Origin of the sequence: Vreelandella indica (assembly GCF_037070225.1) — a bacterium.
Classification (GTDB): domain Bacteria; phylum Pseudomonadota; class Gammaproteobacteria; order Pseudomonadales; family Halomonadaceae; genus Vreelandella; species Vreelandella arctica.
This window is the reverse complement of sequence record NZ_JBANSO010000003.1, coordinates 176,407-196,018: the sequence shown is the minus strand read 5'-3', so window position 1 is coordinate 196,018 and position 19,612 is coordinate 176,407. Positions and strand designations below refer to the sequence as shown.

Here is a 19,612-nt window from a genome sequence, read left to right as displayed (position 1 = left end):
GGAAGTGTATCTGAACGACGGAAAGTGGTTAAAAAGTAGGCAATTTAAGATGTACCAATAGGTTTTTAATAGCATGGCGGCCTGGGTGCGGTACTTGCTGAGGTGCTATGAGAAATCCGGGTTAGCAAGAGCTGGAGTGACTGAGCCATGATACAGAGGCCCCACAACCCTGACATCAAAAACAGGCCAGCTCTTAAGATCAATACCGTCGAACCCATCAAATTCTTCACTACTTACAACATCAATAAATGTTTGAAGATCAGTAACTGTCAAAACAACCCCCAAGATATCTATAAAAATATATTCAGTTAGTCAGTGCTTCGCGAATTGTCCACAATTCAATAGCTTGATCGCCCACATATGCCCTTACATGCACCTTGCCTGTCCAAGTAGAATCTAAAACACTAACTGAAACTCCCGATCGAGGGGCAAGACAACCATTATTCAAAAGGTAATCCATTGCTCTACTGTCTTCTTGAACAGCAGCATCAATAAACTGATCTAATAAGCCTTCGCTTAAGCAAGCAATATAATCACTTCCCTTGAACTCACGCTGTTGCGCAATCGAATTTATGGAGAAAACCAGACCGCTAGCGCCAATAACCATCATCATTAGAGACTTACGTATCAGGTTCATATCTCAACTCCCTATTTTTTATGGCAGTCTCATAACCACTAAGCTGCCTTTATGGTTTTACAGTCACACAACCCGCCCAACCCGAACCTCACAACGCCCCAGAATCTCCACATCGTGCATATCCTGAGGCTTAATCATCTCTGGCTGGTAGTGTTCGTTGTCGTTAATCAAGTACAGCGCGCCGCCCGCCAGGCGCTGCACCCGTTTGACCTTTCTCTCACTAGCGGCAAGAACGCGCCTTCCTGTTTCGGGTCGCGGTTGCTGCGAACCCAACCGGCTACTTCAGCAATCTTGTCGTACTAACTCTTAAATTTTCTAATTAACTTAAGAAAGCCTAACCCATCGATACGGCTAGCACCATTCTCCTAAGGCACATTTACAGCGCTATTTCATAGCATTGCTGGGTGATACCCAGCCTGATCTGCGGCGTAAGCGTTATGGCAACTACCCTGCTATGTGCTGCGCGCCCTTTCTTACGTACAATGGCGCGCATACAACACGCTACCTGTGAGAATGCTCTCAAGGTGTACCCAGATTTTTGCGACGTCAGTCTTTACCGCTGCTAGGTACACTGTGGGTACATCAGTTGCGCTAATTACGGTTTTAAGAGGCAATAGGGCTGCATTCAGTGCAGCCAACAGTGTTATTAAATGACTAATTTACTTAAAGAAAACAGTGCAGATCGTGGGCGGCTTTTTTCTGTGGCCCCCATGATGGACTGGACTACTCGTGACTACAGAGCGCTCGCACGCACCTTAACCAAGCGGACGCTGCTGTATACCGAGATGGTCACGACCGGTGCGATTTTGCACGGGACGCCCCGAGAGCGCTTTTTGGGCTATAACGAGGTGGAGCATCCGCTGGCACTGCAGTTGGGCGGGAGCGATGCCGGAGAGCTGGCGGAGTGCGCGGCGATTGCTGAGGCGTGGGGTTATGATGAGGTCAACCTCAACGTGGGTTGCCCTAGCGACCGCGTGCAGAACAATATGATTGGCGCGTGCTTGATGGGTTACCCCGAAAAGGTGGCCGATGCCGTGCGGGCGATGCAGGCAGCGGTGTCGATTCCGGTCACGGTGAAGTGCCGTATTGGCATCGATGATCAAGATGAAGACGCTGACCTTGAACGGTTTATCGCGATCGTCGCGGACGCAGGCTGCGAAGTGTTTACCGTTCACGCCCGTAAGGCGTGGCTGCAGGGTTTGTCGCCTAAGCAAAACCGTGATGTGCCGCCGCTTAATTACCCCCGCGTTCATCGTTTAAAGCAGAGCCGACCTGAATTGCATATCGGCATCAACGGCGGCATTAAAACGCTTGATGATTGCCGTGAACAGCTCACCCATGTGGATAGCGTGATGGTGGGGCGTGAAGCGTATCAGAACCCTTGGCTGCTCGCTGGTGTCGATGAACAGCTGTTTGGAGAGCAAGGCCCGGCGACAAGCCGCTTGGATGCCGCAAAGGCTTTTAGGCCCTATATTCAGCAGCGCTTGGATGAAGGCGCGAAGCTGAACCATATTACCCGCCACCTGCTGGGCCTGTTTCAGGGTTGCCCCGGCGGCCGGCGTTTTCGGCGTCATTTGTCGGAACACGCCCATAAAGAAGGCGCAGGGTTGCGCCTATTTGATGACGCGCTTAGCTTGGTGAACGAACCAGAGCTCGTTGTATAAGTGCGCCGTATAAAAAACCCGCTACGCAAGCGTAGCGGGTTCGTCTTCCTAGTCGCGTAGGCTTACTAACCGTTTTCGCGGCGGTTCGCCATTACGCCCTGCTCGACACGCTCGCCAATCGTTTGGTCGACGTTTTTCCAGTACTCAAATACGCGTGATAGCACTGGCTCTTCAACACCGTCGGACACGTGGCCCACGATGTTGTTGACCAAGCGGTCGCGGGCAGCGTCATCCATTACCTTATTGACCAGGTCATTGGCTTGGTTGAAATCGCCATCGCCCGAGCGCAGCGTGTAGGCAGCGCGAACCAACTCGCCGTCCGTCTCCCATACCGCATCTTCAGGGTATTTTTCCGGGTTGGCGTGCGCGCCCCCTTTGCTATTGGGTGCATACACCGGGTCGGTGGAGTGGTTGATACGCATCTGACCACCCTGGCTGTAGCTGTTCACCGGGGTCTTGGGCGCGTTAACGGGGATGTGTTGGTAGTTCACCCCTAAACGCGCGCGGTGCGCATCAGCGTAGGAGATAACCCGCGCCAACAGCATTTTATCCGGCGAGAAACCGGTGCCCGGTACCGAATTGCTGGGCTGAAACGCGGCCTGTTCGATTTGGCTGTGGAAATCGACGGGGTTGCGATCCAACGTCATCTTACCGACTTCTTGCAGCGGGTAGTCGGCGTGCGGCCACACTTTGGTCAAATCGAAAGGGTTGATGTGGTAGGTCTTGGCATCTTCGAACGGCATGATCTGAACTTGTAACGTCCAGGTGGGGTGATCGCCGCGCTTGATGGCATCGAACAGGTCGCGGCGATGGTAATCGGCATCCGCGCCCGCCATCTTGTCGGCCTGTTCCTGGGTCATGCACTTAATGCCCTGGTCCGTTTTGAAGTGGTACTTCACCCAGAAACGCTCGCCTTCAGCGTTCACCCACATATAAGTGTGGCTAGAATAGCCGTTCATGTGGCGCCAGCTGGCGGGAATACCCCGATCGCCCATTAGCCAGGTTACCTGGTGGGCAGATTGCGGCGAAAGCGTCCAGAAGTCCCACTGCATATCGTGATCACGCAAGCCGTTATCCGCTCGACGCTTTTGTGAGTGGATAAAGTGCTGGAATTTGAGCGGATCGCGCACGAAGAACACGGGGGTATTGTTACCCACCATGTCGAAGTTGCCCTCTTCGGTGTAGAACTTCAGCGAGAAGCCACGCGGGTCGCGCCAAGTGTCAGGGCTACCCGACTCACCTGCCACCGTCGAAAAGCGCGCCAACATCTCGGTTTTTTTACCCGGCTGGAGGAAATCCGCCTTGGTGTATTGGCTAACGTCGTGTGTTACCTCGAAGTGACCAAAGGCGCCACTGCCTTTTGCATGGGGCTGACGATCCGGAATCATTTCCCGGTTAAAGGCCGCCATCTGCTCCATCAAGTAGTGATCATGTAGAACGATCGGCCCATCGGGGCCTACTGAAAGGGAGTGCTCATCACTGGTGACCGGTATGCCCGCATCCGTTGTAGTGTGTTTCGTATTATCGCTCGTCATCGCTTTTCCTCCATGTCACGGTAGACGTGGCGTGTTGCCGCCACTCGTTCTAGTACGATGAAAGCTTGGCTGTTTATCTTTTGTTATCATTTTAGTAGCCGCTTACAAAGCCCATCATAGTTATAGTCAACTAGGCGTTAACTTGCCATTCGTGAAGGCTATCGATTCCCTATCGAACCGATAGCTTTTAATTATGGGCGGGTTAATAAAAGGAATCTGGCGGTGGCACTAAGCTCGAGTTAAAGCTTTCAACGGCTGTTTCGGCCTCTTCAATTTCGTCAAAACGGGCAATATGAAACAGCGCCTCGCCTTCGTTGGCCAACGGTAAACGGCTCATCCCGATCACGATACCGTCGGCGACGGCACGCACTTCGCCCTCGTCGTTGCCAAAGGGGTCGGCCACTTTGCCCAGCACCTCGCCTTTGGCTACCCGCGTGCCCAGGCGCACCTTGGGGCGTAAAATACCGTCGATCGGCGCACGCGCCCAGCTTGAACCATTGGCCAGTTCGGCCGGGGCTGGTGTGCGGCGGCGCTGCTCGCCGGTGAGCATGCCTAGGCGCCGCATGACGCGTAGAACGCCACGAACGCCGGGGGCAATGGCCCACTCATCGAAGCGCAGCGCTTCGCCTGCTTCATAGGTCAATACCGGAATCCCGCGGGTCTGGGCGTAATGGCGAAGGCTGCCTTCACGCAACTCAGCATTGAGTACCACGGGCGCTCCAAACGCATCGGCCATGCGCTCGGTTTCACTGCCGGGGCGCAGCTGGGCACGGATTTGCGGCAGATTGGTGCGATGAATGGCGCCGGTGTGTAAGTCGATAATGTGGGTGGCGTAATCGACAATTTGCTCACGGAACAGCGCGGCAATCCGCCCACCTAGCGAGCCGGATTCGCTGCCTGGAAAGCAGCGATTGAGATCGCGCCGATCGGGTAAGTAGCGCGTTTGCTGTAAGAAGCCAAAGACATTGACCACCGGTACGGCGATCAGGGTGCCGCGAATGCTGTTGATCGCTTTCGCGCGCAGCACACGGCGAACAATTTCCACCCCGTTGATCTCATCGCCGTGAATGCCACCACACACCAGCATCACCGGGCCATCTTTACGGCCATGCACCACTTCGACTGGAATATGCAGCGGCGTGTGGGTGTATAAGCGCGCCACGGGCACATCCACTTGTAAGCGTTGGCCGGGCATAATGGTATGTTCGCCCAGTTGAAAGGGAGCTCGCGCCATGGGTTATGTCCTGTATTTTAATCGGTTATTTCCGCGACGTTAGTGCGATCTATGCTTAGTGTCATTGCCTGTTTATACGCTGTCACTCTCCAAATGACGAATTTGTTAATGCACGTTATGGGCTTCGTCTCTTATCCATACAGTTTTGAATGTAAATAATCTTTCGCTTAGGTTAAAATGTGACCATACAGAGTCGATTATGAGGTTGCGTTTCCATGGCAAGAAAGACCAAAGCTGAAGCGGCTGCTACTCGCGAAGCGCTGCTTGAAGCTGCAGAAGAGGTATTTTTTGCCAAGGGCGTGGCACGCACATCGCTTGAGCAAATTGCTCGCCATGCGGGCCTCACCCGCGGTGCCGTCTACTGGCATTTCAAGAACAAAGGCGATCTGTTCATGGCCCTGGTCGAACAGGTGCGCATGCCCTTTCAATCCTTGATGGATGAAGTGGATAAAGTTGACGCCGAGTTATCCCCGCTAGAGTCAATCCGGCTTGCCTGCCATGCAGGCTTGGTGCGCCTTGAACAACCGTCGTACCAGCGCATATTGTCGATCTTGCTGCACCGTTGTGAGTTTTTTAGCGACATTAACCCGCTGGATATGCAGGAAGAAATTGGCAATGAGTGTTTCCAGGAAATGCTGGCAGTATTTGTATTGGCGAAAGAGCAGCAACTGCTGCGCGATGACTTAAGCCCAGAAGTCGCCACTCGGTTAATGCAATCCATGCTAGGAGGGCTTTTCCACGATTGGCTGCGTAATCCTGAAGCTTTTTCCATTCGAGCGTGTGGTGGTGAGTTAATCGATACCTCTATTCGTATGATGCAACGTTAAACCTCCCTCTCCACTCTCGCTGCAATGCAGCAAGTATGCTACTACTGGGCTATAGCTAGCCAAATAGAGCACACTATGGATGTCCTGGAGTTTGTCCGCGTACGCGAATTAGAAGTCGCCGTTCGCATCTGGAACCCTTCCGCCACTCGCACGCTTGTCGCCTGGCACGGGCTTGCTCGTCACGGCGGGGACTTTGATGCGTTGGCCCAGGAACTCGGCAGTGAATGGCGCATTCTTGCCCCGGATACGCCAGGCCGCGGGTTATCGAGCTGGTCGCTATTTCCGGCACACGACTACCTCTATAGCCACTATGTCACGGTTGCCATCGCGCTTCTGGACCACTTTCAACTCGAACGGGTGGATTGGCTGGGCACTTCGATGGGCGGCCTGCTGGGCATGTTGATCGCGGCCGACCCACAGCATAGCGGGCGAATTTCGCGTTTAATCCTGAACGATGTTGGGCCAGAGCTAAACAAGCAGGGGCTGATTGCCCTTTCCAGCTACTTTGGTGTTACCCACCGTTTCTCGACGTTTAGTGAACTCCAGCAAGAACTGACCCAGCACTATGCGAGCTTTGGGATCACGAAGGCGTCAGCTTGGCGTGAATTAGCGCTCAACAGTGCCCGTCGGCTGCCCGACGGGCGTTGGACGTATCACTTCGACCCACGCATCGGCGAGCAATTCGTACATGACACGCCGCGGGACACCTGGGCCGACTGGGCGAGCATACGCTGCCCTATAATGGTCATCCGCGGCGAAACGTCAACACTGTTAGATGCCGAAACATTGCCGCGCATGGCCGAAGCACAGCCAACGCTGGTCACCCTAACCGTGCCTCATTGCGGCCACGCACCAATGCTCGATAAACCTGCCCAGGTGGACCCTATTCGCCATTTTTTAAAGCGTTCTGCACCACCCCCGGACATGGCTGGTGGCACAGCGCAAACCGCCACTGGCGGGCAGCACATGGGGAAAAGCATGTTGCAATGGCTAGCCCAGCTGTGGCGGCGATGGTGGAAGTAGCCCTTAGTGAGAGGTTGAGTAGTGGTTGGAATGGCGTTTTTTCTGGCTTAAGCGTAGTTTATTCAAACGAACTCGCGTCTCAAGGTACTCTTGTTCGCTGACACTGCGATAAGCCCCTTCTTCAGGCAAGTACTTCACCAAGACCCGACGCTCGCCCTGCACCGGCAATGCATCGCGCTTACTGAGCAGTTTTACGCTGCTGTTCGGCTCATTATCGATCATCGCGAAGGCCTGTTCGCCCTGCCCTTGGCGCTCTCTCACTACCACCGTTTGCCCCAGCAAACACCGCCGTGTAAAAGGACGATAACGGTGCAGCCCACGATGTAGTGCATGGCAAAGCGCTGCCGCCACGGGCGAAGCAATGACCAAGCTGCCCCATAGCACCAGCACCCCCACCGGGATGCGTATCAAGCCAAGTGGCAACCAACGCAGCACGAGCATTTCAATGGCCAGTGCCAGTACCGCGGCAATGGCCAAGATCACCGTTAAGGCCAGCGTCGTCGGCACCCCTGCGAAGCCAAGAGAGACCAGCGTGCTTGCCAAATGATCCTCTTTCAAACTGTCGCGCTCGAACAGCTCCAAAGGCGCCAAACGAATGATGACCAATAGCCAGTAGAGCGCTAAAAGACCGAGTAAAAACGTAAACACAATGCTCGGAAATAACGTGGCGGCGTGCAGTAGTTCATTCATGGCGTCCTCCTCACCCGGTACTTAGCCGGCAATGTATTATATTTGTCAGCTTAGTCTAGGTTAGCTTTAGGGCGCCAGTGCTGTATTGCCCCGGTCATGGGGATAAAAAAACGGGTACCTCCCAAAGGAGATACCCGTCTGTTGTCACTCTTTATTATCGCTAACGATTAGTGCTGATCCTGCTCTAGCGCCGGTTGCGAGGAGTGTCGCTTATCCCCTTTCATCTTACGCCCCAGCCAGTCAGAGGCCGTTGCAATCATGGCGTAGAAGCTGGGTATAAACAGGCTCCCCAAGGTCGCTACCGAGAACATCCCCATGGCGACTGTCGTACCGATGTGATGGCTGCTCACATCGCTGGCGCCGGTCGCCAGGGCCAACGGTAACGTACCAAAGATAAAGGCCAGCGAAGTCATGACGATGGGGCGAAAACGCAGTTCAGCAGCAATAATAGCCGCTTCACGTATCGACTTACCCTGCTCTTTACGCTGAAGCTCGGCGAATTCGACAATCAGGATAGCGTTCTTCGCAGCCAGCCCAACCACCACCAACATACCGATTTGCACATACACACTGGTGTCCAGCCCACGCAGCACGATCCCACCAATACCGCCCAGGAAGGCAAAGGGCGTCGCGGTCAGAACCGCCAGCGGTAACGACCAACTTTCATACTGAGCCGCTAGAATCAGGAATACCATCAACATCCCAAAGACGATGGCAAGGGTCGCGGCATTACCCAGGTTTGCTTCTTGGTAAGCCGTACCGGTCCAGCCCATTCCCCAGTTAGTTCCTAGTGTTTCTTGGACCACCTGCTCCATCGCTTCAATAGCCTGAGCGGAACTATAGCCCTCAGCCGGGTTACCCTGGAACTGTGCACCGGCATAAACACCGAAGCGCGATACCACGGCTGGTCCCGTTTGACGCTCAAGCTCGACAAACTCCGAAAGCGGAATACGCTCGCCATTACCGCCGCGAACATAAACGCGGCTCACGTCCTCCGGCGTTTTACGGAATTCATCCTCGTTTTGCAGGTACACCTGGAAGTTACGATTTTGATAGCTAAAGTAGTTCACAAAGCCGTTACCAAACGTATTGGCCAGGGCTGAGTTAATGTTTTCAAGCCCAACGCCGTAACTCAGCGCTTTCTGCTGGTCGATGTTAGCCCGGTAAGAGGGTACATTGACATTGAAGGTGGTGAAAACCCGACTTAACGCAGGGTGCTGGTTAGCCTGCTGCATAATTTGCAGCGACGCTTCGTACAGCTCCCGCGGCGTTGCCCCTTCAAAAGACTGCAAATAACCGGTAAAACCGCCCGTCGTCGAAAGCCCCATAATGGGCGGCACGTTAAAGGCCATTGCGGAGCCACCATCAATACTCGCGCCCAAACCCATAATTTGGCCTACGAGATCGCTAGCCGTCAGATCACGCTCTGCCCAGGGATGCATATTGACGAACATAATCCCGCGCGCAGTATTAACAGCGCCTGAGAGAATATCGTAACCGGCAATAGCCGAGGAGTATTCCACACCGGGAATTGCTTCAACCTCAGCACTGAGTTTTTCCATATAGCGCTGGGTACGGTCAAGTGAGGCCGCATCCGGCAGCGAAACGCTCACTAACACGATGCCCTGATCAGTCTCGGGTACCAGCGTTGAAGGCGTATTGGCATATAACCAGAAAGAGCCCGCCCCTGTAGCTATCGTTAACGCTAACGCTAACACCCAAAAACGCACTAAGCCCTTTACTACCCACATATAGGCCGCAGTAATACCTGCAAACATGCGGTCAAACAGGCGTAGCGGGGTATGCAAGGCACGCTTGAACTTAGACTGTCCGGCGCCGGCAATTTTATGCTTGATAAAAATCGCTGACAGAGCAGGCGTAAAGGTCAACGCCATTACCGCCGAGAGGGCTACCGATATCGCCACGGTAATCGCAAACTGCTGATAAATCTGCCCCGTGAAGCCACCCAAGAAAGCCACTGGAACAAACACCGCCGCCATAATCAGTGAGGTCGCAATAACCGGCCCACCGACTTCTTTCATCGCTCGGATGGTGGCATCCATTACGCTGATGTCATCCTCTTCACTCAGCACGCGTTCGACGTTTTCCACCACTAGTATGGCATCATCGACCACTATCCCTATCGAGAGCACCAAGGCAAACAGCGTTAGCAGGTTGATCGAAAACCCAAACAGGTAAAAGCCGGCAAACGTCCCCACCACCGCAACGGGCACGACCGACATGGCGATCACCGTAAAGCGCCAGTTCTGCAGGAAGATAAACAGAATGACGATAACGATCAGGAAGGCTTCAATAAACGTCTTAATCACCGTCTCTACCGAAGCATCAATAAACAGCGTGGTGTCGTAAGGGGAGACATATTCAAGCCCTGGAGGGAAGCGGCTTTCCAGATCATCCATCGTCGCGCGCACAGCATTAGCCGTTGCTAAGGCATTAGCCCCAGGCTGTTGATTGATAATAATCGGCGTCATGGTGGAACCGTTCAACCGCGCGTCGATACCGTAAAAAGATGCCCCCAGTTCGATACGTGCAACGTCTTCCAAACGTAGTGATGAACCGTCGCTATTGGTACGTAAGTAAATCTCACGGAAGTCATCGACATCATTCAGTCGACCGCCTGCGGTCATGGTATAGGTGTAGGCGCGCGGTTCACTCTGAGGCGTAGAAGCAAGGCTACCCGCCGGAATCTCGGTATTTTGCGCCCTGATCGCACTGGCCACTTCGCTGGGCGTCAGGTCGTACTGTGCCAACTTATCCGGATCCATCCAGATACGCATGGCAAACTCGCCGCCGCCTAGTACTTCGGCGTTACCTACCCCGGGCACTTGGCGCAGTGCGTCAAGCACGTTCAGGGTGGCGTAGTTCTGCATATAGACGTTGTTGTAGTCGCCGTCCGGTGAGGTCAACGCTAATAACATCAAAATAGAGTCAGAACGTAGCGAAACAGTAACACCTTGGGACTGGACGGCTTCAGGCAACTGCGACAGCGCCCCTTGCACCCGGTTGTTGACGTTGATGGTATTGATATCGCCATCGGTACCGATATTGAAAGCAACACTCAGGCTCATACTGCCGTTATCAGCGCTGTTAGAGGTCATGTACAGCATATCCTCAACGCCGTTGATGGCCTCCGCGATTGGGGCCGCCACCGTTTGTGCGACGGTTTCCGCATCCGCTCCAGGGAACGTCGCCTGAACCGACACGGTGGGCGGCACTACGCTGGGATACTGCTCAATAGGCAGAATGCGCATCGACATCACGCCCACTAGCGTCACGATAATCGCCAACACTGTGGCAAATATCGGGCGGCTGATGAAAAAATTAGAGAAGTTCATTATGGTGCACCCTCTTCTCCTTCAGCGGGCTGGCCATCGGCAGCCCCCTCTTCCATTGCTTGAGCCGCCTCGGCCTGTTCTTCCGCCTCTTCTTGCTCGACACCTTCGTTAACAGCCTCCGCGTTGCCATCAAACGACTGTGGATCAATCGTCATGCCTGGCTCTAAACCGGCTGGATCACCGACAATTACCCGGTCACCCGGCTCCAGGCCGTCACGAATGATCTGCCACGGCCCCGCTATCTCACCCAGTGAGATAGTTTTCTCACGAGCCTTATTCTCTTCATCCAGGACAAACACCTGGGGGCCCATTAGGCCTTGCGTCACCGCTATCTCTGGCACCGCCATTACGTCAAAACGCTTCAAGCCGTCAAGACGTACGCGCACAAATTGGCCCGGCAGTACGGTAGCGTCAGGGTTTTCAAACGTCGCAGCGGCTTGCACGGTGCTGGTGTCTCGATCAACGCTAGAGCCCAGAAAGTCTAAGTACCCTTCTAGCTCAGAATCGCCACCTCCGCTGACACCAGGTATGCTCAAACGAGCACGAATATCCGATGGTTCAGTGCCATTGCTCAGTTGGCGACGCAGCTCAAAGGCATCGCGCTGAGGCAGTTGAAAACGCACCTCTAACGGATCTAGTGGTGTAATCGTGGCCAGCTCGGTACCGGAAGTGACCAAATTTTCCACATTAATTTGGCTTAAACCGATCATTCCAGAGACAGGTGCAGTAACTTGTGAATACCCCAAGTCCAGGTTAGCGCTAGTTAATGCCGCCTCTGCCTGCGCTACGCTTGCCTGGGCGACGCGCTGGTCAGCCAGCGCTTGGTCGTACTGCTGGCGGCTCACCGAGTTTTGGCTGAGTAGTTGCTCGAAACGTTGCGCATCACGCTGGGCGCGGGAAAGCTCAGCCCGTGCGCTTTGCAGGTCAGCTTCACGCTGGTTAACGGTTGCTTGGTAAAGATCCGGTTCGATGGTATAGAGGCGATCGCCCTCTTCGACCATTTGGCCGGGCTCGAAGTGGCGCTCTTCCAGAAAGCCATTCACACGCGCCACCAAGGTGACTTCATCATCACTGCGCAGCAAGGAGGGGTACGATTTATCCAGCGGTATATCCTGACGTGCCATTTCAGTCACTTCGACCTTATGGGGCGGGGGTTCTTGCTCGGAGCCCGGCTGAGGCGCTTCGGCCTGTTCTTGCCCACAGGCCGCAAGTGCCAGCGCGGCTACCAGCGTCATTAGACTCGCTCGGCGTGAGTGAATCATCTTCTTCATACGTTAAGTTCCCATGTATCTTTTAAAAGTCGGCTGGTAGCAAGTGCACACTTGGGTCATACACTATCGACAACCATTAACTGCCAGGCTGGGGCGGAGCACCGATGTCGAGAGCGCTCTCATAACGATCGTCGCCGCCATTCTCGGGTAAGATAAAGTTCACCTCATCACCGGTTAACCACGCGTTGACTTCCTCGATGGCTTCGACGTCCAAACGCCCGGCCTGCTGGCGCAGCGAAAGCAAATTCACCACATAGTCATAACGCGCTTCGGCGTAGTTGGCGATCGCGTTGTAAAGGTTTTGCTCCGCGTTCAACACGTCCACGATGTTACGGGTGCCCACCTCATACCCTGCACGGGTGGCTTCTAAAGCGCTGCGATTGGAAACGATGGCCTGCTGGCGCGCCTCGACGGTTTCCACGTCATTGCTCACTTGGGTGTACAGCGAGCGAACCTGCTGGATGGAGGAGCGACGCTGGGACTCGAAATCGTACTGGCTACTTTCCAGTTGATAGGTCCCTTGGCGGATGCTTGCGCTGGTGCGGCCACCGGTGTAAATGGGCAGGTTAGCGCTCAAGCCCACCTGGCTCGAGGAGTATTCACCGGCGGTGTTATCGATATCACTGTCGCCGTATTGATAATTACCAAACGCTTGAAGTGTCGGCAGGCCGCCTGCACGGGCGATTTCCACACCGGTGCGCGCTACTTCGATACCGGCCTGTTGAGCCAATACCTGCGGGTTGAGCTCAAGAGCCTGTTCCACCCAGTAGTCGCGGCTGCTGGGTTCGGGAAGGCCAACGGGCATGCTGTCGCCAAGTGCTTCAATGCTGGCATAGCGTTGGCCGGTCAGCTGCTCCAATGCCTCGAAAGCCACTTGAAGGTTACTTTCTGCGGCAATGCGATCAGCTCGTGATTGGTCGAAGGTCGCGCGCGCTTCCTCGACTTCTGTAATCGCAATCAAGCCGACCTCAAACTGCTCGCCCGCTTGTTCGAGCTGGCGCCCAATCGCCCGCTCTTGAGCAAGACGGGCCTCTAGGATTTCGTGAGCGCGCAGAATATCGAAATAAGCGCTGGCAGTGTCGATCAGCAGTTGCTGTTCGGTGGCCGCAAGCAGATACACCTGCTGGTCAATTTGGCGTTCGGTTTGAGTGACCTCCCGACGCGTTACTTCATCGTAGAGCGCTTGAGTGGCTTCTAAAGAGAGCGATACGGTGTTGTAGCGGTCATCGCTTGCGCTACTAAAATCTCCGTTAACCCTTCCTGCACCAGTGCCCACTCGCGAGGATGTCTGACTTTCGTACTGCTGGTTGTGGGCAACATTACCGGTGGCGTTGATTTGGGGAAGCAACCCACTGCGTGCCACATCTCGGCTAGCCTCAACGCTTAAATACTCAGCGCGTGCCGACGCTAACGCCGCGTTATTGTCTAATGCGTCACGGGTAATCGTGAGGAGGTCAGCCGCTTGAGCAGGCAACACAAATGAAGCTGTGAATACCGCTATCAGTAAGGGTCGTAAAGGGGCATTGACTGCCCAGTGTGCCAGTCGCATGGGATTGCCTCTAGGTATCAGCGTCAGGATGGCGAACGAACTAAGCTTCTCTGTCGACTAAGTCGATCAACTTACAAAGTCTCTCAGCTTACAAAGACACTTGGTGCATTGAGCCACTCAGAAAGATGAGCATTATAGTTACATTCATGTATGTATGCTAGCCTTGAACAATCTAAAAATGTGTGTACAACCTATTGTCAAGCCGCTTCCAGCTTACCTTAGTCCAATGTAGGGAGGGACGACTATCCACACGGCTTACTTTTACGAAATTCCCGTGGCTCAATCCCCCACTTTGTTAGCCGTGACGCTAACGTCGTTGGTTTGATACCCAGTAGCTCCGCGGCGCCGCCCGCCCCCGACACTTTGCCGCCCGCCTGGGAGAGCGCGGCTAGCGTACTTTCTCGTTGGCGCTGGCTAAGCGCATGCTCGGTCAGCAGCGTGGTTTCATGATGTTGCCCGAGGTCACGACCCGCCGTGGGCTCGTTGCTTGTGCGGCTTAACGAGCGGGGCGGCTCCCCCAACAGGAGATCATCGAATACCAGACGCCGATCCTGGGTGACGATTACCTGACGTTCAATGACGTTTTCAAGCTCACGGATATTGCCGGGCCAGGGGTAACGCTGGAGGATTTCTAATTGCGCGGGAGGGATACGCACTCCGGGCTTATTGAATTTGAGGCAGGCTCGGTGCAAAAAATGCCGCGCCAGCAGTGGCACATCCTCAATCCGTTTGCGCAAGGGCACCGAATCGATGGGGAAAACGTTAAGGCGAAAATAGAGGTCTTCACGAAAATGCCCCACCTCAATCATGTCGCGCAGTTCACGGTTGGTCGCGGCAATGACCCGCACGTCGACTTCCCGTGTGCGGTTGTCGCCCACCCGTTCGAACTGTTGATCCTGCAATACACGCAGCAGCTTACTCTGTAACTCGAGAGGAATTTCACCCACTTCATCCAAAAACAGCGTCCCGCCATGGGCGAGCTCAAAACGCCCTGGGCGGTCCTGTACCGCCCCGGTGAAGGCGCCTTTGACATGGCCGAAAAACTCGCTTTCAAACAGGTCACGCGGAATAGCCGCACAGTTTACCCGGATCAGTGGCCGGTCACTGCGCGAACTGCCCGCGTGGATAGCGCGGGCGATCAGCTCTTTACCGGTGCCCGACTCACCACTTATCAGCACATTGGCACTGGTAGGCGCCACCATCTCGATCTGTTTAATCAGCTTTGCCACGGCCGGGCTATTGCCAACAATATCGCGATGGTTGAGCTCTGCTTTTATCTCTTCTTGAAGGTACTCATTTTCCAGTTCCAGGCGCTGCTTGAGCGTCTCCACTTCGGCGAGCGCATCCCGAAGTTGCTGCTCGGCGCGCTTGCGCTCACGAATATCCCGAAACAACACCACGGCGCCCACTAAACGGCCCATCTCAAAAATCGGCGTGCTGGTGTACTCGACCGGAATCGCTTCGCCATTTTTGTGCCAAAACACCTCGTTATCGACATGGTGCACCTGACCGTCGCTGAACGAGGCGTGAATCGGGCACTGCTGCACCGGAAAGTGGCTGCCGTCGGCATGGGTGTGGTGAAACATGAGGTGCGCGTCATGGCCGACCATATCGTCGGTACTCCAGCCCAAAATGCGCTCTGCAGCGGGGTTTACAAACGTCGTTTTGCCCTCCGCATCCAAGCCATAGATCCCCTCGCCTGCCGCGCCAAGGATCAGCTGATTCTGCTTTTCGATACGCTCGAATACCTGTTCGACCCGCTGCCAACCCACTTCCCCCTGGCGGTGCTGGCGACCAAGCTCTGCCTTGGCACGTCGCTGCTCGGCTTTATTACGATCAATCAGCGTTAACAGAAGCTGTTCAGAGTCTTCAATGCACTGGGCATAAACCTCTACCCGGTAGGGCTGGCGCAGCATATCGAGTATCACCAAATCATCCGACCAGGCGGTTTTTTGCACCAGCGCCTCATCCGTAAAGCTCACCCATAGCGGCAGTGACGCACTCAAACGGTGGCTAAAGGGAGCCGCTAGAGGCATGCCTTGCTCAATACCTGTTTGCTCAGTACATAGCTGTTCAATGCATAGCAGCTCACAGGCAGCCGGATTGGCAGCCAATAGCTGATCGGTAAAGGGGTCGATCACAATCATGGCAAGCGGTGAGTAGCCGCCCATGAGTGCAGAGGCTGTGGCGTGCTTGGTTTCCTGCATAAGCATTAGCTACTACCTCAGGATTCAAGGTGATCTTCACTAATGAACCATTCAATTCCCACGCCAGTTACGATTTTTCGTTAATAAAACAACGAAATATCGTTATTTACGATTTTTCGTAACTATTCGAGTGATTCAAAACCAATGCCAAAAAAATAAATTAATCAATTAAAAACAAACGGTTAATCAGCACAATCAAGAGTTGGCACATAAATCGCAATACAAACAGTGATAGTGCGATAGCGCCACACGCTTAATCTCTTTTGCACCAGGAAGGCGCAGCCATCGGTTTTATTGCTCCTATTTATTGCTCCTAGCAGGAAACTCTAAAACTCTTGGGTTAAGCGTTAATTAACCGAAATGACACAGGAGACATGCTTATGTCTTATCTAATGCCCAGTGAATTTGTCACCAAGCTGGTGGATCAGGGTGAATCAAAAATCTATATGGGCACCCGGGATACACTTATTCGCTCCTTTATGGCGGGAGCTACCCTGGCGTTGGCAGTTATTTTCGCCATTACCATAGCGACACAAACAGGCAACTTCTTGATAGGGGCGCTGCTCTTTCCGGTCGGCTTTGTGATGCTTTACCTGATGGGCTATGACCTGCTCACTGGTGTTTTCACACTGGTGCCTCTTGCATGGCTCGACAAGCGGCCTGGCGTCACACTACCCCGAATGCTGAAGTGCTGGGGGCTGGTAGGGCTCGGCAATCTTGGGGGTGCCCTATTTATCGCCACCTTCGGTTACTTGAACTTCACCATGGGCGGCACTGAAGAGATCAACGCTGTCGGCCAAACGATGATGACCGTCGGTGAAAGCCGAACGGTGGGTTATCAGGATGCCGGCATTGCCGGTTGGATCGTGCTCTTCCTAAGAGGCATGTTCTGCAACTGGATGGTGTCCATGGGCGTGGTGGGTGCTGCCATCTCTACAACGGTTTCCGGCAAAATCATGGCCATGTGGATGCCGATTATTGTCTTCTTCTATCTCGGTTTTGAGCACTCCGTTGTCAACATGTTCCTGTTCCCGATTGGTCTGATGATGGGCGCTGACTTCACTCTGTATCAATACATTATGTGGAACGAAATCCCCACCGTACTAGGCAACTTGGTAGGCGGTTTGACGCTGGTTGGCTTGGTTCTCTACACCACCCACGTCCGCACTCAGGCCAAAAAAGTCTTTTCTTGATCGCAGCCTATTAGGCAAAAAAGGGCGTCAAACGCCCTTAACTCTAAAGGAGAACCATCATGGATAAGCTCGAAATGCGTCATACTCTGCTCGCCGCCAAAGCGCGTAAAAAAATGAGCTGGGACGACATTGGTAAAACGGTTGGCATGTCGCCGGTCTGGGTCGCTTCCGCCTGCTACGGCATGAATAGCGCCAGCAGCGATGTGGCTCATCAAATATGCGATACGCTGGGCGTGGAAAGCGACGTCGCCGAAGCGTTAGTGGCGTTTCCCACCAAAGCCTGGGACGAAGCAATTCCCCAGGACCCCTTCATCTACCGCCTGTATGAAGTGGTCGGCGTTTATGGGGAAACCTTGAAGGACGTCGTGCAGGAGAAGTTTGGCGACGGCATCATGAGCGCCATCGACTTCACCATGGAAGTCGACAAAATCGAAGACCCCAAAGGTGATCGGGTATTACTCACCTTGAATGGCAAATTTTTACCTTATAAATCCTGGTAAAACGTAAGACCTAAGCATTGTTAAGGCATTAGGTGGAAGCTTCGACCCTCGCCACGCTGCGCTCAACCGCTGACCGGTAACCGGCACCGAACAGCAGCAGGTGATTCAACAGCGGATAAAGCTGAAACAGCGCTTCACGCCTCGGCCAGTCGGTCGGGGCGTCGCCGTTCCAGTAGGCGTCAAAAAACGCCTCGCCGGGCGAGCCAAACAGAGTCAGCATCGCTAAATCCACTTCCGGGTAGTGGCGATATACCGCGGGGTCTATCAGAGCGGGCCCCTGCGGGGTGGTGAGTACATTCCCCGACCAACAATCACCATGCAGCAGGCTGGGTGGTGCATCGGGCAGCCAGCGCTCTAGATCTTCGGCCAAGCGCTCGATGCGCTCGCGCAGCTGGCTATCCAGCAGCCCTTGCTGGTAGCACGCCTCGCTAAGGGGGAGCAGGCGGCGTTCACGCTGGAAAGCCCGCCCATCACTAAGCGGCGCATTAGGCTGGGGAGTGAGCCCACAGGCATTATCCTGATGCCAACCGTGGGCATCGCCAATCACTTCGTGCAAGCTGCGCAGCCCTTCGCCAAGCGCAGTTGCGTTCTGCGGCCCGGGCACCGTGTCTAACGACTCAATGACCAGCCAGCCGTCTGCCAGTCCGAGCACTTCCGGCACCACTAGCTTCGCACAGGCATTGCGCAGGGTACGCAACCCTTCTGCTTCACCACGCAACCGAGCAGCGTCGTCATGCTTGATCACCACCTGCCCCTGGCGCGTCTCAAGGCGATAAACAGCAGCGATATCGCCGCCACTTAGCGGCTGCAAATCACCGCTCGGGGTCAGTTTAATAGACTCCAGCAACTGCCGCAGAGTGGCATCCATGACACACTCCCCATATCTGAATATAACGTCGCCAGCGTCAGGGCTTACCCTAACCCCGACGCACTTAAACCATGACTAACGTATATTTCAGCCTAGCCGTTTATCAATCAACGATTCAAGTTCCAGCTGGTCGTCGTGGAAGCGGCGGATACCTTCAGCTAGCTTGTCATTGGCCATGGCATCCTGGTTATGCCCCCAGCGGAAAGCGGCTTCGTTAAGCGGCGCAGTGGGTTTACCCGCACCTTCCCCGGCACGGATTTGCGCAGTAACGCTGCCTTCCGTCGCCTCTAGCTCTTCCAGTAACGCCGGCGAAATGGTCAGCCGTGGGCAACCTGCCAGCGCGAGCACTTGGCCGGTGGTGCGGAAGCTCGCACCCATTACCACAGTGTCGTAACCACCCTGGTTGGCTCGCTCACACACGCCCTGCACAAACTGAACACCCGGGTCGTTTTCTGGCGTGTACTCACTGCCGGTCTCTTTTTTGTACCAATCGGTCACTCGGCCCACGAAGGGTGAGATGAGAAACACGCCAGCGTCGAAACATGCCTGGGCCTGGGCATCGCTAAACAGCAGCGTCAGGTTGCACTGAATGCCCTCACGCTCAAGTACCTCGGCGGCACGAATGCCTTCCCAGGTAGATGCCAGCTTGATCAACACACGATCGCGTGACACTCCACGGGCATCGTACAGCTCGATGAGTTCATGGGCCTTGGCGATACTGGCCTGGGTATCAAACGACAAACGAGCAGCCACTTCGGTGGAAACACGTCCCGGCACAACCGCTGAAATCTCACTGCCCATGGCCACCGCCAGGCGGTCAACGGCGTGTTTGACTTGCTCTTCACGGCTGCCGCCAGAGGCTTTTACAGTGCTCAGCTCTTCGTCGATTAGCGCTTGATAACCGGACAAACTAAATGCCTTGAGCAGCAGTGAGGGGTTGGTCGTGGCATCTTGTGGCTGATAACGACGAATGGCCTCAAGATCGCCGGTGTCGGCGACGACAAGCGAATGTTGCTTTAACTGTTGCAGCTGGCTGGTCATAAAATCTCCTTGATATG

At 54.5% G+C, this 19,612-nt stretch carries 16 protein-coding genes; 5 read left to right on the top strand and 11 right to left on the bottom strand.

The window, feature by feature from the left end; genetic code table 11:
• Positions 1-304: 304 nt before the first annotated feature.
• Together V8L71_RS03505 and V8L71_RS03500 are read right to left on the bottom strand one after the other, a co-directional pair.
• Complete coding sequence (locus V8L71_RS03505; RefSeq protein ID WP_336273216.1) at positions 305-637, bottom strand: hypothetical protein; 333 nt, start codon at positions 635-637, stop codon at positions 305-307.
• Positions 638-700: 63 nt separating this feature from the next.
• Entirely contained in the window at positions 701-910 is a 210-nt protein-coding gene (locus tag V8L71_RS03500; RefSeq protein ID WP_336273215.1) for a S24 family peptidase, read from the bottom strand.
• A 377-nt stretch (positions 911-1,287) separates the two neighbouring features.
• Here V8L71_RS03500 and dusA point away from each other — a divergent pair, with 377 nt between their 5' ends.
• Positions 1,288-2,301: a tRNA dihydrouridine(20/20a) synthase DusA gene (gene dusA, locus V8L71_RS03495; protein ID WP_336273214.1), complete on the top strand. Its 1,014-nt coding sequence runs from the start codon at positions 1,288-1,290 to the stop codon at positions 2,299-2,301.
• 65 nt (positions 2,302-2,366) lie between these two features.
• Here the strand turns inward: dusA and V8L71_RS03490 are convergent, their stop codons facing one another.
• Positions 2,367-3,836, bottom strand: coding sequence for a catalase (locus V8L71_RS03490; protein WP_336273213.1), 1,470 nt, complete (start codon positions 3,834-3,836; stop codon positions 2,367-2,369).
• A 202-nt stretch (positions 3,837-4,038) separates the two neighbouring features.
• Positions 4,039-5,070, bottom strand: coding sequence for a succinylglutamate desuccinylase/aspartoacylase family protein (locus V8L71_RS03485; RefSeq protein ID WP_336273212.1), 1,032 nt, complete (start codon positions 5,068-5,070; stop codon positions 4,039-4,041).
• A gap of 215 nt (positions 5,071-5,285) precedes the next feature.
• Here V8L71_RS03485 and V8L71_RS03480 point away from each other — a divergent pair, with 215 nt between their 5' ends.
• Both V8L71_RS03480 and V8L71_RS03475 read left to right on the top strand, forming a co-directional pair.
• Positions 5,286-5,897 (top strand): TetR family transcriptional regulator, encoded by a 612-nt coding sequence (locus V8L71_RS03480; RefSeq protein WP_295708658.1) that lies wholly within the window; start codon positions 5,286-5,288, stop codon positions 5,895-5,897.
• Between the two features lie 75 nt (positions 5,898-5,972).
• The gene (locus tag V8L71_RS03475; protein WP_336268730.1) at positions 5,973-6,920 is read left to right on the top strand and encodes an alpha/beta fold hydrolase; all 948 of its coding nucleotides are present in this window, start codon (positions 5,973-5,975) and stop codon (positions 6,918-6,920) included.
• Between the two features lie 3 nt (positions 6,921-6,923).
• Here V8L71_RS03475 and V8L71_RS03470 read toward each other — a convergent pair whose 3' ends face one another.
• The 5 genes from V8L71_RS03470 to V8L71_RS03450 form a co-directional block, all read right to left on the bottom strand.
• Positions 6,924-7,610, bottom strand: coding sequence for a hypothetical protein (locus V8L71_RS03470; protein ID WP_295708663.1), 687 nt, complete (start codon positions 7,608-7,610; stop codon positions 6,924-6,926).
• Between the two features lie 167 nt (positions 7,611-7,777).
• Positions 7,778-10,966 carry an efflux RND transporter permease subunit gene (locus tag V8L71_RS03465; RefSeq protein WP_101146050.1) on the bottom strand — a complete coding sequence of 1,063 codons (3,189 nt, stop codon included), beginning with the start codon at positions 10,964-10,966 and terminating at the stop codon, positions 7,778-7,780.
• On the bottom strand, positions 10,966-12,237 hold the full coding sequence (locus V8L71_RS03460) for an efflux RND transporter periplasmic adaptor subunit (protein ID WP_176303753.1): 1,272 nt from the start codon (positions 12,235-12,237) through the stop codon (positions 10,966-10,968). The genes V8L71_RS03465 and V8L71_RS03460 overlap by 1 nt, the downstream gene beginning before the upstream one ends.
• A gap of 76 nt (positions 12,238-12,313) precedes the next feature.
• Complete coding sequence (locus tag V8L71_RS03455; protein ID WP_176303754.1) at positions 12,314-13,786, bottom strand: TolC family outer membrane protein; 1,473 nt, start codon at positions 13,784-13,786, stop codon at positions 12,314-12,316.
• 242 nt (positions 13,787-14,028) lie between these two features.
• Positions 14,029-15,999 (bottom strand): sigma-54 interaction domain-containing protein, encoded by a 1,971-nt coding sequence (locus V8L71_RS03450; RefSeq protein ID WP_217908878.1) that lies wholly within the window; start codon positions 15,997-15,999, stop codon positions 14,029-14,031.
• 374 nt (positions 16,000-16,373) lie between these two features.
• On the opposite strand from V8L71_RS03450, the gene V8L71_RS03445 reads away from it, so the two are divergent.
• Both V8L71_RS03445 and cynS read left to right on the top strand, forming a co-directional pair.
• Complete coding sequence (locus V8L71_RS03445; protein WP_008958187.1) at positions 16,374-17,186, top strand: formate/nitrite transporter family protein; 813 nt, start codon at positions 16,374-16,376, stop codon at positions 17,184-17,186.
• A 59-nt stretch (positions 17,187-17,245) separates the two neighbouring features.
• Entirely contained in the window at positions 17,246-17,686 is a 441-nt protein-coding gene (gene cynS / locus V8L71_RS03440) for a cyanase (protein WP_176303755.1), read from the top strand.
• Between the two features lie 28 nt (positions 17,687-17,714).
• Here the strand turns inward: cynS and V8L71_RS03435 are convergent, their stop codons facing one another.
• Positions 17,715-18,554, bottom strand: a complete 840-nt coding sequence (locus V8L71_RS03435; RefSeq protein ID WP_176303756.1) for a fructosamine kinase family protein — start codon at positions 18,552-18,554, stop codon at positions 17,715-17,717.
• Positions 18,555-18,641: 87 nt separating this feature from the next.
• Positions 18,642-19,595 carry a transaldolase gene (gene tal / locus V8L71_RS03430; protein WP_176303757.1) on the bottom strand — a complete coding sequence of 318 codons (954 nt, stop codon included), beginning with the start codon at positions 19,593-19,595 and terminating at the stop codon, positions 18,642-18,644.
• Positions 19,596-19,612: the final 17 nt, after the last annotated feature.